Source organism: Ruminococcus sp. 5_1_39BFAA (assembly GCF_964240875.1).
Lineage (GTDB): Bacteria > Bacillota > Clostridia > Lachnospirales > Lachnospiraceae > Blautia_A.
The window spans coordinates 1-1,914 of record NZ_CAXSVO010000069.1 but is presented as its reverse complement, the minus strand read 5'-3'; the positions used below and the strand labels follow the sequence as shown (position 1 = coordinate 1,914).

Sequence of the window (1,914 nt, the reverse complement as noted above, 5' to 3'; positions counted from 1 at the left end):
GATCCCGGAATGGTAAGAGGTATTATGGCTGCGGATATAGCTTGAAAGGAGACGGTTGAATTCTTCAAGGGAATGAATGGAGTCCAAGTCAAGGGTATAAAGCCATTGTTCTTTCAGCGATCTCCACTGTCGTTCGATCTTTGCCTTGCTGGCTCCGTCACGGACTTTTGTGTGCAGGAGTACCGTGCCAATGGAACCGCAGATGAGGGAAAGCTGTTCGTTAGAATAGCTGCACCCATTATCGACATAAAGCTTCAAGGGAATCCCATAAGTTGCCACAGCCTGCTTGAACACTTTCTGGAAGTTATAAGCATTGTCGTTATAGAACAGGCCGCCGCCAACCAGGAGACGGGAATGGTCGTCAATGATCATAATGCAGTAGACTCTCCTGCGTTTTCCATCTTCTGTGATATGAGGCAGGTAACAAGTATCCGCTTGCCACATTTTTCCAAAGGAATCCTCTTCAAAAGCCTTGCGGTCCCGCATGCCTGGATTGCGGGCGGATCTCAGGTCGTTGTGGCGGATAAAGCGCTGGACAGCGCAAACGCTGACGGTAGCAGGAATGAAGGAATTCTCCACAAGCTGTTTGTGGATCTGTGTTGCATTGAGTCTGGGGAAAGCCTCTTTCAGACGGTAGATCTCTTCTATAGCGGTATCCGGCAGGACCCTGGTAGCACCTTTATCAGAGCGTTCCTTTGGCATCAGGGCATCGATTCCGCCTGTCTGGTAGAGAGAGACCCATTTGCTGATGGTCTTGGGGCTGTATTGGTAAACGGATCCATCTGGCAGGGTCAATGGTTCTTGCGTGATGCGGCGGTAATAAGCGTTCTTGGAAGCATCCTGAAAAAGGCCGTGGATCACAGGTGCGATCAGGGCGAGCCGGAACTGCGCAATTTTTGCGGCATTAGAGAGTTGTTGTTTTTGATTTTCCATTAAGAAAGAACCTCCTTTGTGTTTTTTACCATTGTAGAAAACAGGAAGGGAGGATGCCATCCCCATGGCGTGTGGCCGGGAAAAAACAGGGGGAAGCAATGGCGGCACGGTCTGGGAGTTGCCGTATTTTACAGCTTATCCAGCGGGATTACGGTGAGACTGTAGGAAGGAATAAGCAGTCTGCTTCGTAAAGTCCATGGCAAAAGAGGAATAATCTGGTTTGACGGCAAGCATCAGCAAGAAATCCATCCCAGAGGTTTCCGAGTCCTCCAGGATGCCGAGCCATTCCCGCTTATGCTTCTGAAAGAGCTGCTTCCATTTATAAAACTGGTTTCGGGTGATGCAGAACCGTTCACAGAGGCGCTCCAGGGAAGAAATGTGCAGGAAGGCTTCTGCCAGGACGCGGAGGATAAAGAAAAGGCTATAGCTGGAATAAGGGATGATCATGTCCGGGAGGACCGCATGGGTATGTCCACAGCTTTGGCAGGCCAGACGGAGGACAGTAACTTCTGTAGTGACGGGTACCCCGCAGATAAAATCAATGATCCGGCGCCCATAATAGGCATGGATCTGGCAATTGAAAGAAGAGCCACAGACAGGACAGGTCTGCTTTTCTGGGCAGAATGTATCCATGTAGGAATCAAACAAAACTTTTGATGATTTTTTTATGCGAATTATCTTGCAAAAGAGGGTATTTTTTCTTATCATAAGGATGGTACTGTACAAAGGCCATATTAAGTGGGAGATAGATCCCGGACAAGGCCTGTGCAGGCTTGTGTGAGAGAAAGAACGAACTTTGGTAGGGGATGTTCTTTCTCTTTTTTTATGGTTACAAGGTAACTATAACGGAAACAGAAAAAAGATACAAGAAAAAAAGCGCGCTGTAATTACAGGCACGCACAAAGAGACATCATTATGGAACTGATATAATAATTCGCTGTTTTTGTGCAAGAGACAGGAACTTTATTTTGCGGGGCGACA

2 protein-coding genes are annotated in these 1,914 nt (G+C 47.7%); both read right to left on the bottom strand.

Annotation, left to right across the window (positions count from 1 at the left end; genetic code table 11):
* A partial coding sequence (locus tag ACESZH_RS23575) for a DDE-type integrase/transposase/recombinase (RefSeq protein ID WP_373219521.1) occupies positions 1-933 on the bottom strand: 933 nt, incomplete at its 3' end.
* Between the two features lie 135 nt (positions 934-1,068).
* A complete protein-coding gene (locus tag ACESZH_RS23570; RefSeq protein WP_373219519.1) occupies positions 1,069-1,566 on the bottom strand; it encodes a DUF6431 domain-containing protein in 498 nt (165 codons plus the stop codon).
* Positions 1,567-1,914 lie beyond the last annotated feature (348 nt).